Genomic DNA, 12,807 nt, shown 5'->3' on the forward strand with positions numbered 1-12,807 from the left:
ATCACTCGACCCTCGCGGCGAGACCACCGGGATCGGTGGCGCGCGGCGGACTCTGACATGGCGTTGCTGCCGACGGCGGGAGGGGGCGGATCTCCGCCCGATGACCAGCGATGCAACCTTCAACCCGCTCGGTCAGAACCGTCAGGTAAACGCTGCTCGTCGATGACGGCGACCATCCGCCGTTGCAGAGGTCGAGCTCCCCGAAGAAAGTTGTGGCCGCCTTCAGAATCGCGTCCTCACGCAGCCGACGGTTCTCCTCGTTCTCCTCGATCGTGACACCGGGCGCCTCGCCGCCGTCAATCTCGGCCTGGGCGACCCAGCGCCACAACGACTTCTGCCTACCGCGACCTTCTTGGACACCGCCAGCACCGCCACGGTATGTGGTCGGGTACTCGGCACGGTGCTACAGCACCAGCCGGACAGCTCGGGCCCCAGCTCGGGATCCAACCGCTTCGGCATGACATGCATCCCTTCCAACTCAGAAAGAATGCGGCATCAAACCGGCAAGGCCCCGCGAGGAGCATCGACTGCTCCTGGATGCGATCCGGCGCTGGGGCCCGGTGGACGTCGAGCGCGATTGCGCTCCGGTCGCATCCGCCGGACCGGGGTCGAGCTGACCCGGCATCCGGAGCTGTTCAACCATGGCTCGCCGTAAGGCTCGGGTCAGAACGTCCTTCTGCTAGCGAGGTAGGCGTGGACTGCGGAGATGACCACGGATCCCTCGCCGACGGCCGATGCCACCCGCTTGACGGAGTCTGCGCGTACGTCACCGACGGCGAACAGCCCGGGTATCGAGGTGGCGAAGCTGTCGTGGGTGAGCACGAAACCCTTGGCGTCGAGGTCGACGCCGATGTCGTGCAGCCAGGGCGTGCAGGGGTCCGCGCCGATCATCAGGAACAGTGCGGCCGCGTCGAGTCGTACGTCCCGGTCGCGGGCGCGGTCGTGCCAGGTCAGCCCGCTGAGCCGGCTGCTGCCATGGACGGAGGTCAGTTCGCAGCGAGGGTGCACGGTGATCCGCTCGTGGTGGGTCAGGCGCTGCGCCAGGTAGTTCGACATGGTGTCGCGCAGGTCATCGCGGCGGATCAGGACGTGGACGTGGCCGGCGTTCCGCGCGAGAAACAGGGCCGCCTGGCCGGCGGAGTTGGCGCCCCCGACCACGACGGCGTTCCGCCCGGAGACCTGGTTGGCCTCCAGTTGGCTTGCGGCGTAGTAGACGCCACGGCCCTCCAGGTCGGCCAGGCCAGGCAGGTCCAGGCGCCGGTAGCGCACGCCGCTGGCGATGATCACCGCTGAGGCGAGGACGTCGTGCTCGTCGTCGAGCCGCACCCGAAACCCGTCGGGCACCTCCGACAGCCCAGTGACTGAGCGGGGTGATAGAAGCCTGGTCCCGAACTTGACCGCCTGCAGCATCGCGGCCCGTGCCAGTTCAACCCCGGACACGCCGCGGTAGAAGCCGAGGTAGTTCTCGATCCGCGACGAGCTGCCGGCCTGGCCGCCGATGGCGACGTCCTCGACGACGACCACGTCCAGTCCCTCCGACGCCCCGTACACGGCAGCGGCCAGCCCCGCCGGTCCGGCGCCCACCACCAGCAGGTCACACCGGGAATCGTCGGCGATGCCCCACAGGTCGATTCCCAGCGCGGTTGCCAGGTCACGCGTGGTAGGCGCCGTCATGACGCGGCGCTGTGCCGTGACAACGGCCGTACCGGTCTCGGGCAAGGCACAGGTCTGCGCCAGCTCCGACCACGCCGACGGGTTCGAGCGCAGCACCGTCCGGTAGGGAATCTGGTTGCGTTCAGCGAAGTCCTGGAGGCGGTGCAGGTCGCGGTCGTCGTCTCCGGCCAGTACCAGACCACCCTCGCCCTTCCTGCTCAGGAAGCGCCGCCGGGCGTCCAAAGCGGACAGCAGGACATCGCTCAGCTCCCCCGAGATCTCCACCAGCCGGCGCAGTTCCTCCACCCGAACCCGCAGGACCGCGGTGTCTTCCATGGCCACGCCCTGGAAGACGGCGCGTTGTCCCATCAGCATGCCCAGCTCGCCGACGAAGTCACCGGCCTCGATCACGAAGACGACCCGGTCCTCCCGGCGGTCCACGAGGAGCACGCCACCGGTCAGCACGAGGTGCAAGTCGGTGGGATCACCGGCGTCCCACAGCAACTCGCCGGGCGCGGGGTGCAGTTCCTCACCGGATGACCGCAACAGGTCCAGGGCTTGTTGGCTCAACACCGGCCAGGCCACCTCATCGACCTCGCCCAGCCGACGGGACGAGTAATGGGTCAGCTCGTCCGGCACGGGGATGATGCTCATGCTTCTCCCTTGTCTGGCAGGCGAATCACTCCGGTCACGATTCTTCTCCGCTCGTTTTGCCGGCGTCGGCCCCGACTTCCGTTTCCCTGGGCTCAACTCTCGCCACGGCCATCGCCGCCGTGCCCAACCACCACAGCGAGCGTCCTTCGTGGACCTGACCAGTCTGATCGTATGGCCGACCTGCCGTACTTTGACAAGTCAGTACAGAACCGCATAGGTTTCTGACAGTTCAGTACACAACCGTCCTGGGCTCGCCGGACCGGCTTGGTCCGGGCTTGCGGGACCGTGATGCCGCGAAGGCGGCTTGGAGGTTGAACTCATGACACAGGTGGCCCAGCCGCTCTTCGGCGAGGACTCCGCGAGCGATGCGCTGGCCGAGGGGACCGTCGACGTGGTGGTGATCGGCGGGGGCGCCGCGGGGCTGAACGGTGCGCTGATCCTCGCCCGTTCCCGCCGCTCGGTCGTCGTGATCGACAGTGGCTCCCCGCGCAACGCGCCCGCGGAGGCCGTGCACGGCTTCATCGTCTTCGACGGCACTCCGCCGTCGGAGATCCTTCGACGGGGCCGCGAGCAGGTGCGCCAGTACGGCGGACGCGTCGTCCAGGGCGAGGTGGTCTCGGCCGAGCCTGCCGCTCCGTCGGCGGACGGGGACCTGCGGTTCACCGTCACCCTGGCCGACGGCCGCAGCGTCACCGCTCGCCGCATCCTGGTGGCCACCGGCCTCACGGATGTGCTGCCGGAGGTGCCCGGGCTCGCCGAGCACTGGGGGCACAGCGTGGTGCACTGCCCGTTCTGCCACGGCTGGGAGGTGCGCGATGAACCCATCGGTGTCCTCGCCACCGGCCCGGCCTCCATCGGCCACGCATTGCTGTTCCGTCAGCTGACCGAGGACCTGACCTACTTCACCCACGGCACCGACCTGGACGAAGACAGCCGCGCCCGTTTCGCCGCCCGTGGCATCCGCGTCATCGACACCCCGGTCACCGAGGTCGTCAACGACACCGGCGGTGCCCTCGCCGGGGTGCGCCTGGTCGATGGTCAGGTCGTGGCCCGCCGCGTCCTCGCGGTCGGCCCGCGGATGCAGGCCCGCACCCAGGGCCTGGAAGGTCTGGGCCTGCCGGTGCAGGACCTGCCGAACATGGCCCGCGGTTTCGCCTCCGGCGCGGCCGGCATCACCGAGGTGCCGGGTGTGTGGGTGGCCGGCAACGCCACCGATCCGGTCGCCCAGGTCGGAGCCTCCGCAGCGGCCGGCGCGCTGGCCGGCGCCGACATCAACAAGGTGCTGGCCATCGCGGACACCGACGCGGCCCTGCAGGGGATCGTCGAGGTAGGCCCAAAAGGGGCCACGGGATGATCTTGAAGCCCTGAGATCTCAGCCCGTCACCCGCTCGCCTCACCTTCGTTGGCGAGGAACCGATCTGTTTTCCCAGGTGGAAACCGATCAGTTTCCAGACGGTTTTCAGCCATGCCCAGCAAGCAAGCAGCAGGAGCGTCCCGCCGAGGTCAACGCCACACTCCTCGGCTTCCTCGCCCGCCTCGACGTCTCCACATCCTCGGCTTCCCCAACGGCCGACCCATCCCAATCAGATGAAAGACACGACAATGACGGAGCGCAATCCCGTGGACAAGAACACGACATCGCGACAGCGGGCCCTGGTGGTCGGCCTTGGGATCAGCGGGATCGCCTCCGCGCTGCGACTGCATCGCGCGGGCTGGGACGTGGTGGTGCTGGAGAAGGCCCCCGAGCGGCGCCGCGGCGGATACTTCATCGCGCTGTTCGGGACCGGGCTCGCCGCCGCCGAACGGCTGGGCATCGCCGATGCGGTGCCGAATCGCTTCGCTTCGGAAGGCGTGAGCTACGACGTCGACCGCACGGGCCGGCGCCGTCGCGGTGTGGGCTACGCCGATGTGTTCGGCGGGTCTCGAATGGTGATGCGGGGCGACATCGAAGACGCGGCCTTCACCGCCCTGCCCGACGAGGTCGAGATCCGGTACTCGAGCGTGCCGATCGCGCTGGACCAGTACCTCGACGGGGTGGACGTCGAGATCCGCGACCTGACGACGGAGACGACGACCGTCGAACGGTTCGACCTGGTGGTCGGGGCAGACGGACTGCGCTCGACGGTGCGCCGGCTTGCGTTCGAGCCCGAGCAGAGCCCGATCCGTCGGCTGAACTACATGATCGCCGTGTACAGCCTGCCCGAGCCGGTACCCGGCTACCGCCTACAGGACGGGCTGTACATGGCCGAGGCGGGCCGATCGGTGTGGGTGTTCTCGTTCGCCGACCGTCCGCCGTCGGTGCTGTTCTCCTACCGCACCGACGACGTGGACGCCGAGTTCACCCGGCCGGCCATCGACTCGCTGCGCGCCGCCTACGGCCCCGAGCCCACCGGCTCCACGCTCGGTTGGCTGCTCGACCAGTTCGAGAAGGCCCCGGACCACCTGTTCGACTCCGCCGAGCAGGTGCACCTCGACCACTGGCACCGCGGCCGAGTCGTGCTCGTCGGCGACGCCGCGTGGTGCCTGACCGTTTACTCCGGCATGGGGGCATCCACCGGCCTGGCCGGGGCGGACCTGCTCGGCACCATGCTGGAACGCCACCCGCACGACGTGCCACGAGCGCTGCAGGACTGGGAGGACCACCTGCGCCCGTTCATCGACCACCACCTCGGCAGCGGTGTGAGCATGCGCGGTTTCTTCACCCCAGGCAACCGCGCCGAGTTGCTGCTTCGGTCCGTGATGATCCGCCTCGCCCGGCTGCCGATCGCCGGCCGGCTGCTCGCCAAGATGATGACCAACAGGGCGCGGATGAAAAGTCTGGATATCGCCGCCGCTGCAGCGTGAGTGGAGTTCCTCGAATACGAGCGGGAGAACGAGGTCGTCTGGCCCCGCAACTTCGTCGAACGAATGCTCGGACGCAGGTCGCGGGGATGGCCGGGAGGGTCATGTACCGGAGAATAGGCTGTTATCACGTACATGCCTGGACTCTTCGCGGCAAGTGCTAGGCGGGCGGTGCCTGTCATGTCCGGGCTGTCATCGCGGGGCGGCCAGCCAGCACCAAACGCCTCCATGATCAAGCGGCCAGCTCGACGTCGCTGAAGTCGACCTCCTTCAGCAGCGGATCGAATGGATCGGGCCGGTGACGAAGCTCATCGGTCGCGTACGCACCGAAGCGGCTGATGTGCGCACGCAGGTAGGGGGCGATCTGGCCGAGGTGGTCGGCGGTGATGCTCCAGCCCTCGGCGACAAGCTGCCGCACGACGTCGGAGATGTCCAAGGCGTTGTGGAAGACGACCAGGTTGGCCAGCAGGGTGTTGAACTTGATCAGTTTCTCCTGCTCTTCGGGGTCATTGTCGGCCAGCACCCCGCCGAACCCGAGCCACTTGGAGAATCCGTTGTAGGACTCGACCTTGTTGGTCGCCGCGGTCACCCGCGCCCGCAACGCCGGGTCGGCCAGATACCGCAACAACGCCACTGTGCGCACGCTGCGGCCGACCTCACGGAAGGCCTTGTAGATGCGGTTCTTACGGGAGTTGGACCGCAGCCGCCGCATCAGCGTGGCCGAGCTGAGGCGGCCCTCACTGATGGAGATCGCCACCTGCATCAGGTCGATCCAGTGCTTGTCGATCAGCTTCCAGTCGATGACGTTGCGGCCGCTCTCCCCGAACAGCTGATCGATGTGCGGATAGGCGATCTTCTCAGAGGCGCGGAAAAAGATCAGGTCCTTGAAATTGCGGATACGCGGCATCAGGTCGAACCCGAACAACGTGGCCAGGGTGAAGACCGGGAAGTTCTGACCCTGGGTGTCGGCATGCACGGTGGAGGGCTGGATGTCTGAGGCATTCGCCAGCAGCCCCTCGATCAGGTGCACCGCCTCCCACACCCCGCACGGGATGAACCGGGAGAACAGCGCAACGTAGGTGTCGGAGATGTAGTGGTAGGCGATGCCGCCGAACCCTCCGTACCGAATACTGGTCTCGGCCAGCAGATTATCGATGTAGGTGTCCACCTGGGTGCCGTCGGCGGCCACCGTGCTGCCATCCCCCCATGCCTTGACCACGTCCAGCTCGGCGAAGGCGTTGACCACGTCGGCGATCGCCGCGTTCAGCTTCTTCAGGGTGATGTGCCGGTTGCGGACCATGGACAGCTCGCGGGCGGTGACGCCGGCGATGTGCTTGGCCGCCTCGTACGGGCCGATGTTGATGCCGCCGGTGAACACCGCCAGCGAGTACCGGCCCAGCTTGTCTTTGATCTTGGGGTCGGAGCCGGAGGCGGGGCCGAAGTGGCGATACCAGCTCAGCCAGTGGGCGGTGCGCGCGACGATCGACAGCAGTGAGCGTTCGGGCATGCGCCGCTCGATCTCGGCCGCCAGCCGTTCGGCCTCGGCATCGCTGCCCTTACCGCGGCGGCGTTTGAGGGTGGGCACGCCATTGTCGTCGATGATCAGGTCGGCGTTGTCGAGGTAGCCGGCATCCAGATGCGCGGCCGCACTCAGGTGGGCATCCTTGAGGTGAGCGACGAAACCGGCGGGGGTGTCAGGCAGCCCGACCTTCTCGCAGAACGCCGCCAGCCGTGGCTGGCACTCTTCCCAGGGAAGCAGGTGGGCGCCCCAGTCGGCGTACTCGTTCGAGCCAAGCACGGCCACGTCCCCGGTGCGCAGCTCCTCGGCCAGGTAGCAGAACACCATCGCCTCGAAGTGCCGGCGCGCCACCATGCCGGGACGGCGCCGGTCGGTCACCGCGCGTCGCCAGTTGCCCGAGGCGAACGCGATGCCCGACTCCGGCTCATCCTCCTCCACCGGTGGCGGCAGCGGGATGAAGTCGCGGCGCTTGGGTGAGTGCTCGCGGGCGTGCGCCAGCGCGGCCAGCACCGAATCGTCGTTGGAGGTGGCCTTCAGCCGCAGCTTGCCCGCCAGCTCGAACAACGCTGGCCGGTCCTTCTTGTAGAACCGGTACACCAGCAGCTCGTGGGCGTCGCCGTGGAAGGCGGCGACCTCCTCGATGTCGGCCAGCTGGGCGGCGAACCCGCCGGCCTGCTCCACCGCCGCCCGCACCGCCTGCACGCTGTGGGTCTGCACCACGAGCGCCGACAGCATCTCACCCAGCGCCTAGACCTGCCCGGCATTACCGGCGCACGAGGTCACCGCCTCCATGGCCCGCGCCACCGCCTCGCGTCCGGCGGCCGAAGTCTCGCTACCGGGGTCGAGACGTTCCAGCACCTGACGGTAGGTGCCGATCAGCCGCTCGCTGGTCGCGCGCTGCCGCGCGCGGATCTCCTCCAGCTCCGCCTTGGCCCGCTTGACGTGGGAGGCCATCCGCTTGCACAGCATCTCGGCCAGGTCGTCGCGGGCCCGCATCCGGGCGGTGTGCGTCAGGCACGCCAGCAACGCCACCTGCTTGACCGGGTCGTAGCGCGACAAGGTATCGGCGTCCTGGGCGTCGGCCTCACCAGCGAAGTCGGCGATCTTCGACGGCGCGATGCCGTCCAGCCAGGCGTCGGTGTCGCCGAGCGCGTCCACCTGGTCCAGCCATCTCACCTGCTCGCGGAATCGCGACCAGGTGGCCCGCTGGGCGGGCTTCTTGAGCCGGTTGAACGTCGATTTGCCATCTGGCCCGACGACGAGCAGACCTTCCATCCGGGCCCGGCCGGCCTCGCCCATCCGCTGCAGGATCGTGGCGAAGATGGTGGTGTTCACCTCGGCCCGAATGCTGGTGGCCAGGTCCTCCAGCGTCGTGTATCCGAGTAGTTCCAGCCGGAGCCGGAGTAATTCCTCGATCGCGACGTTGATCAGGTCTGCCGGGTTGTTCTTGGCTTGGGCCGCCTGCCGGATCGCCACTGCGGCAATCGCCCGGGCCCGGCCCGCGTCGTACTTCACGCCCTGACGCTGGCGCACCAGCTTGCGCTGCGCCTTTGCGCTGCCGGAGGAGCCATGGTCCGGCCAGACATCGTCGGCCAACTCCAGGCAGCGCCGAACGTGGTCGATCACCACCTCGGGGATCTCGTCCGGGGACGGGAAGCGCGCCATCTTCTGGAAGCACTTCAACGCCAGCACCAGCGCGAAGCACGACTCCGGGCTGCCGGTCCGTTTTTCAGCCCAATCCACCTCTTCCGGCGACGGCGTGAAGAACACATGCAGCACCCGCGCCGACGTCAGCCGCTTGAACTGCGGATAGGCGGTCCGCTCGATCCACGTCATCCAAGGCCGTCCCTCGCCTCGATCCCGGCGTCCAGACGCCGAAACCGTAGCGACGACCAACTCCAGCAGATGCCTTGTTCACCAAACCGCAATCAAGCCCAAGCAGAGGGCCACATCATCCGAGGAACACCCCCTCTGACTAGCCGTTCAGCAGCCCCGCTGTCCCCTTCTCCCGTACTTGGTCTGCCCCCGTTCAAGACCGGCGGACTGCGGCTGGTCTTCGACAGCGGCCTGCACCTCAACGTCGAGCCCCGCCCGGATTTCGAGGCGTGGAGCGTGACATCTCCGGGAATGACGGCAACTGCTCCAGTTGCTCGGCCGTGAACATCTTCTGCGACACGAGACCCCACTCCACGCACGAACCAGGACAGACGGTCCGAACGTAGCGGCAGTGCCTCCAGAGACGATCACCGACCCCTACCTAACCCCAGCTCAGGGCCATATCCGACGGAAATTCCTACCGGACTACCTGGACGCCCGGACACGGGAGCTCGCAGTGCGGAACGTCCGCGCAAGCGTCGTATTCGGATGGCCGTTCGATTCCTGCTCGGGCAGGATTCCTCCTGTGCAACATGCTCTCCTCGGGCTGGCCGAGAACACGGCGCTACCGCCCGAACTGATCGATCAGCTCATCGCGACTGCGGACGCGGACGTCGCCGAGGCCGTGGCCTGCCGGTCGGATCTCAGCCGCGTGCAGTTAGCCGCGCTGTCACGCTTCGAGGGAGCCGCCATACGACTCGCCCACGAAGGGCGGCTCACAGCCGACGACGTCGATCCGGCAGCCCAGCCACGTGTCGCACTCGCCCTCCTCGAAGAACGTTCCGGCAGGCCGGAGTGGGCGAGACTTCTCGCTGCCGATCCTCTGGTGGAGACGCGGGAGAAGGTGGCGGCCTGCCCCGGCCTGCCACACGATGTGATGCAGACACTCGGCTACGACCCGAAATCGTCGCCATCGACAACGAAGACCTGATCGGGCTTGTCGCTGCCGGCGGCTCCGAGCGGCGGCGGGCGCTGGAGGAACTGGGTAGGCGCGGCGATCGCATCGTCTTCGACTTCGCCGAAGACCCCGGCCTACGCAACGCGGCCGGGTGGCTGCCGGGTATCCCACAGGCGCTCCACCACCTTGGGCCAGACGCGCTGCCACGCGCCCGCACGTGGATCGGCAGCGGCGACGACACACTGGTCGCGTTCGGGGAGCGTGTGGTGGCAGAGGTCGGTGACCGGGGCGATGCGCCGGTGTTGCTGGCCGCGTTGCACCGCACAGTCGTCGCTGGGGAATGGTGCGCTGCCGAGGTTCCAGCACGAGGCCTGGGCCGGTTGGGGATCCATGAAGCCGCGGGCGAGCTCATGGCCGCGTGGGTAGGCACGGTTCATTCACTTGCCCGGGAAGCGTTCCTGGACGGGCTTCAGGGATGTGCGCCGCATGAAGCCGAAGCCGTCAGGGTCGAGGCACTTGACGATTGCGAGCCAACGGTTCAGCAGCGCGCGTGTGAGGCAGCGCCAGATACGGCCGCAGTCCGCTCGCATCTGCAGGAGTTGACTGCCGATCCCCTGGCACCTGAGGTTCATGAGGCCGCGAACACGAAACTGTAGTTCCTGGCTATCAGTCCCTGAGCTTCTCACCCGCGCAGCATTACCTGACCAGAAACCGGCGTCGACCTGCGGGGAAGCACCACCAAGATCGGGTCATGGTGCACCCACCCATCGACCCCCAATTCATCCACGACGTGGACACCGCCATGCGCGACGACCCCGACCCCAACGCCCAGTGCGCCGGCACCCCCCTCAAAGCCAGCACCCCCTCAAAAAAAGGAACGCGGCGCCAAAACCATCGTCACCGGCATCGGCTCGGTACATTGCAGCGTCCACCTCACCCCCGCCGAACGACAGCGCCGCGACAACCTACGCGCACCGCAAGACCGGCAAGTGTCAGCCATCCACGACGCCCTCGACGACCAGCGCATCGAGAGTTCACCGGGGTAGATCAGCTTGCGGCAGACCGGACACAGGTCATGGCCCGGGTCAAGACACTCCAGACGCCGACATCCGGGCTCGCCGTTCCTCCGGTGTGCCGTGATCGGCTGGTCTGCTCATACGGCGACATAGCGATCGCTCGCCTTCCCGCGCAGATGCCCGGGCGGCAACTTCCGGCCGTAGGCGAGCAGGAGGAGATCCTGTGCTGAGCCGATCAGGGGGGCGCCGGTGCCGAAGGACCAGTCAAGGTCGTCGGCGCGCAATTCGACACCGTCGAGGTTGGCGCCGAAGAATTTGAGGGTCCGGGGGGTGACGTGCTCCAAGAGGACGCGCACGCGGTCTTCGGGGACACGGCGGCCGAGGCCGAGGGCGACGGTGATGTCCAGGCCGTGGATCAGGTCGTGGCCCAGCGCCGCCGTGATGCCGCCGACCGGAGGTTTCCAGGGATGGAGGACGTTGTCGCGGATCGCGCTGACCAGCTCGGCCGTGGACAGGGTGGCCGCGTCCTGGCGGGCCCGCCGGTCGGCCATCCGGTTGATGTCGCCTCCTGCCTTGACCAGCTCCAGCACCATCCTGGGCAGCGAGTATCGGAATCCCATCGACATGTGCGCCGCGACCTCCCGTACGCGCCATCCGGCGCACAGGGTCGGCGCGTCCCACTGGGCGGGCGCTAGGTCGTCCAGTAGCGCCGCCAGTTCTGTGCGTTCGGCGGCGATGGCGGAGGTGATGTCCATGCGGTGTTCTTTCTTGTCAGATGGGTGGATCCGGTCTGGCGGGCCAGCTCCAGCGGGTAGGCCACGTCCCTTTTCGCCCTGGATCAGCAGCGTGGGTGCGGGAACGTCGCGTAGGCGGGGGCGCAGGTCGAAGCCGTCTTCCGCGTTGAGCATGGTGACGGCGGCTGTTAGCGGCGGCCGAAGCCGGTCGGGATGGCGGCCTCGGGGGTGAAGGGCAGGACGATCAGCGCCGATCGACAGGCACGGGAGTCCGTTCATCAGGACGCCACTCGTTCTGTCAGGCGGGAAGCGGCGGTCAGGATGGCGCCCAGCTGCACCGCGACCATCCTGCGCGGCTCGATCGGCGGGCCGGGGCCGTCGGCCTCGGCCTGTCCGTACCACTGGTCGAAGCGTTCGGCGAGCAGGTGGTGTTGCTGCCGGATGGCCGGTGTGAGGTTGCCCGTGGCCAGCTCGGCGTCCAGCATGCGCAGGAACACCCCCAGCAGGCGCAGCCGCAGCAGGTGCAGCGTCTGGCGGTGGGAGAACTCCTCGGCGACCGTGGCCGGCCGATCGAGCGCGGGCATTGCCTCTTCTTCGAGCTCGGCGAGCTTGCGGAAGGTCTCCAGCGTGCTCTCGGTCGAGCGGCGGAACGGCGAGCGCACGGTCAGGTCGCCGGCGACGGCCCGCATGCCCGCCTGCAGCGTCTCGATCAGCTCTCGCCGGGCCGCCGCCCCTTCGGCGACCACTTCTCGATAGGTACGGCCGGCCGCGCTCTGGTCGGCCACCCGCTCATCAGCCCACGAGGGCACCTCAGTCACCAGGTGGAGCGCGCCGAACCTGGCGGCGTAGTCGGCGCTGCTGCCGCCGGCGCCGAAGGCCGCGCCCACCCGCGCCCCGTCCGGCGTCAGGAAGACAGCGGGCGCGATCGGCTCGGCGCCGGGCAGTTCCGGCTCGCCGTGGTGCAGCGGAAGGCCCTCCACGCCTGGCAGGTCGGCCAGCCGCTCGGCCAGGACGGCATCGCGGCGGTTGAGGTAGAAGAACGCGCCCTGATACTCACCGTTGTGCAGCGAGCAGACCAGCGACGGCCGAACCTCGTCCATCAGCCGCATGAGCGCGGCCGTCTCGGGCAGCGGCCGGTCGAACCGGTAGTCGCCGCTGACCAGCGGGAAGGTCCACTCGACCTGGTCGGCCAGGTCCGGGCGGTAGAAGTGCTCGGCGTAGGCGCGCCGGTCGCCCGGGTTGGCGTACCAGCCTTCGTTCAGCCGTGCGCCGTCCGGATCCGCGCACGCCACGATGTGCCAGCGAAAGCCCAGCGAGAACGGGTCCTGGCACAGCAGCCTGATCAGCGTGAGGACGGTCAGCGCGCCGACCGGCTCGTTGGGATGCGGCCCGGCGATGATCACCGCGTCCGCCGGGCCGTCGCCGATGGTCAGGGCCCACAGCGGCTCGCCGAGCCGCGAGGCGCCGATGCGGCGCCGCCGTACCAGATCGGGATGCGCGGCGGCGATCTCCTCCAGCTCGGCCTGCATGGCGTCGACCGATGGGAACGCGGCATAGCCGGGAACCCGGCTCATGTACTCTGCAACATTCATAACGGGGTTACTGTAATAATGAGAT

At 68.1% G+C, this 12,807-nt stretch carries 9 protein-coding genes and 1 pseudogene; 5 read left to right on the forward strand and 5 right to left on the reverse strand.

Annotation, left to right across the window (positions count from 1 at the left end; genetic code table 11):
- Position 1 precedes the first annotated feature (1 nt).
- Together KME78_RS19605 and KME78_RS19610 are read right to left on the reverse strand one after the other, a co-directional pair.
- On the reverse strand, positions 2–328 hold the full coding sequence (locus KME78_RS19605; protein ID WP_219530543.1) for a hypothetical protein: 327 nt from the start codon (positions 326–328) through the stop codon (positions 2–4).
- 335 nt (positions 329–663) lie between these two features.
- Complete coding sequence (locus KME78_RS19610; RefSeq protein WP_219530544.1) at positions 664–2,307, reverse strand: FAD-dependent oxidoreductase; 1,644 nt, start codon at positions 2,305–2,307, stop codon at positions 664–666.
- Between the two features lie 319 nt (positions 2,308–2,626).
- On the opposite strand from KME78_RS19610, the gene KME78_RS19615 reads away from it, so the two are divergent.
- Both KME78_RS19615 and KME78_RS19620 read left to right on the forward strand, forming a co-directional pair.
- Entirely contained in the window at positions 2,627–3,661 is a 1,035-nt protein-coding gene (locus KME78_RS19615) for an NAD(P)/FAD-dependent oxidoreductase (RefSeq protein WP_219530545.1), read from the forward strand.
- A gap of 233 nt (positions 3,662–3,894) precedes the next feature.
- A complete protein-coding gene (locus tag KME78_RS19620; RefSeq protein ID WP_246651447.1) occupies positions 3,895–5,151 on the forward strand; it encodes an FAD-dependent monooxygenase in 1,257 nt (418 codons plus the stop codon).
- Between the two features lie 229 nt (positions 5,152–5,380).
- Here KME78_RS19620 and KME78_RS67975 read toward each other — a convergent pair.
- Positions 5,381–8,503 (reverse strand): annotated as a pseudogene (locus KME78_RS67975) (Tn3 family transposase).
- Positions 8,504–8,572: 69 nt separating this feature from the next.
- Here KME78_RS67975 and KME78_RS67980 point away from each other — a divergent pair.
- The 3 genes from KME78_RS67980 to KME78_RS19640 all read left to right on the forward strand — a co-directional run bounded on the left by KME78_RS67980 (position 8,573) and on the right by KME78_RS19640 (position 10,096).
- A complete protein-coding gene (locus tag KME78_RS67980; RefSeq protein ID WP_219530546.1) occupies positions 8,573–8,827 on the forward strand; it encodes a DUF6188 family protein in 255 nt (84 codons plus the stop codon).
- 67 nt (positions 8,828–8,894) lie between these two features.
- Positions 8,895–9,473: a hypothetical protein gene (locus KME78_RS19635; protein WP_219530547.1), complete on the forward strand. Its 579-nt coding sequence runs from the start codon at positions 8,895–8,897 to the stop codon at positions 9,471–9,473.
- Positions 9,474–9,706: 233 nt separating this feature from the next.
- Entirely contained in the window at positions 9,707–10,096 is a 390-nt protein-coding gene (locus KME78_RS19640; protein ID WP_219530548.1) for a hypothetical protein, read from the forward strand.
- A gap of 497 nt (positions 10,097–10,593) precedes the next feature.
- On the opposite strand, the gene KME78_RS19645 is transcribed toward KME78_RS19640, so the two are convergent.
- A complete protein-coding gene (locus KME78_RS19645; protein WP_219530549.1) occupies positions 10,594–11,211 on the reverse strand; it encodes a maleylpyruvate isomerase family mycothiol-dependent enzyme in 618 nt (205 codons plus the stop codon).
- Positions 11,212–11,468: 257 nt separating this feature from the next.
- Entirely contained in the window at positions 11,469–12,782 is a 1,314-nt protein-coding gene (locus tag KME78_RS19650; RefSeq protein ID WP_219530550.1) for a M14 family zinc carboxypeptidase, read from the reverse strand.
- Between the last annotated feature and the right edge of the window lie 25 nt (positions 12,783–12,807).

It is taken from the genome of Nonomuraea guangzhouensis, from assembly GCF_019396345.1.
Classification (GTDB): Bacteria; Actinomycetota; Actinomycetes; order Streptosporangiales; family Streptosporangiaceae; genus Nonomuraea; species Nonomuraea guangzhouensis.

Coding starts and splice junctions, on each gene's coding strand:
- KME78_RS19610 (WP_219530544.1), bottom strand. CDS start 2,307: ATGAGCATCATCCCCGTGCCGGACGAGCTGACCCATTACTCGTCCCGT.
- KME78_RS19615 (WP_219530545.1), top strand. CDS start 2,627: ATGACACAGGTGGCCCAGCCGCTCTTCGGCGAGGACTCCGCGAGCGAT.
- KME78_RS19620 (WP_246651447.1), top strand. CDS start 3,895: ATGAAAGACACGACAATGACGGAGCGCAATCCCGTGGACAAGAACACG.
- KME78_RS67980 (WP_219530546.1), top strand. CDS start 8,573: ATGCCTTGTTCACCAAACCGCAATCAAGCCCAAGCAGAGGGCCACATC.
- KME78_RS19645 (WP_219530549.1), bottom strand. CDS start 11,211: ATGGACATCACCTCCGCCATCGCCGCCGAACGCACAGAACTGGCGGCG.
- KME78_RS19650 (WP_219530550.1), bottom strand. CDS start 12,782: ATGAATGTTGCAGAGTACATGAGCCGGGTTCCCGGCTATGCCGCGTTC.